The 1,143-nt window shown below is 40.9% G+C and carries 1 protein-coding gene; it reads right to left on the bottom strand.

The genetic code is table 11. The features are described 5' to 3' along the window. Window positions 1-86: 86 nt before the first annotated feature. Complete coding sequence (rapZ, locus tag CEX73_RS01265; RefSeq protein ID WP_101626805.1) at window positions 87-944, bottom strand: RNase adapter RapZ; 858 nt, start codon at window positions 942-944, stop codon at window positions 87-89. Between the last annotated feature and the right edge of the window lie 199 nt (window positions 945-1,143).

Here is a 1,143-nt window from a genome sequence, read left to right as displayed (position 1 = left end):
CTTTTTGCCATATTTAAATAACACTCAATATGCGGGCAGGGTCAAAGCGTGATGAAAAACTATGTCTGTTGTTTACTTGATTATCATCATGAGCACTTTTCTAGATTCCGGTGACGAGACTGAACATTTTTTCCGCGTGAGCGAAAATAATCTGCTAATTGTTCGGCAATATATACCGAACGATGTTTACCACCAGTACAACCTATTGCAACTGTCAGATAACTACGGTTATTGGTTTCTAACATCGGTAGCCATAGTTCGAGATAGCTACTAGTTTGGGAAATAAAATTATGCACTTCAGTAGGGCGGTCCAGAAATGCTACTACTGGTTGGTCCAAACCGATCATTTGTCTTAATTTTGGATCCCAGTGAGGATTTGGTAAAAAACGTACGTCAAAAACGTAGTCAGCATCAATAGGAATACCGTGTTTGTAACCAAAGGATTCAAAGACTATAGTTAGCTCTCGTTCTCGTTTACCTAAAATACGGGTACGCAACATTTCAGCTAGTTCATGTACCGACATATCAGAGGTATCTATAAAAAGATCTGCCCGTGAGCGCAATGGTTCTAGTAGTATCTTCTCTTCATCAATAGCACTTTCCAACGAAAGGTTGCGATTAGAGAGAGGGTGTCGCCGTCGCGTATCACTGTAGCGACGAATCAAGGTATGACGTTCTGCATCTAGGAATAAAATTTGTGGAAGAAACGCCTGCAATAAAAATAAATTATTCATGGTAGTTTCAAAAACTTCCGGCTCAGTAGGCATATTACGTACATCAAGACTTACTGCGGCGGAAATATTGCTATCCGCTAAGGTACTAGCTAGTTGCGGTAGCAACATTACTGGTAGATTATCGACACAATAAAAGCCCATATCTTCCAGCGCGCGTAACGCAACAGATTTTCCCGAACCAGATCGACCGCTGACAATTATCAGCACCATGACGAGAAACCTCTCTTGCTTGTGGCTTCCTTAGACTGTTCTGTTAGCCAATTGTAATAGCAAGACCTATGCTGGTACTTACCCCAGTAAAAAGGGGTGACGTGACGTCAACAGAGTTTATTTATTTTTATTATAGCGCTCAGGCTGTGTTCTACGCAAAAAAGTATTTCTACATCTTGACTAGTTGACTAGCAGGTAT

Origin of the sequence: Candidatus Palibaumannia cicadellinicola (genome assembly GCF_002855795.1) — a bacterium.
Taxonomy (GTDB): Bacteria; Pseudomonadota; Gammaproteobacteria; order Enterobacterales; family Enterobacteriaceae; genus Baumannia; species Baumannia cicadellinicola_C.
Note: the sequence above shows the minus strand (reverse complement) of the source record. Positions and strands in the feature narration are given on the sequence as shown.

What these genes read in the sequence shown, in the direction of transcription:
- rapZ (WP_101626805.1), bottom strand. Translation starts at nt 944, where the DNA reads ATGGTGCTGATAATTGTCAGCGGTCGATCTGGTTCGGGAAAATCTGTT.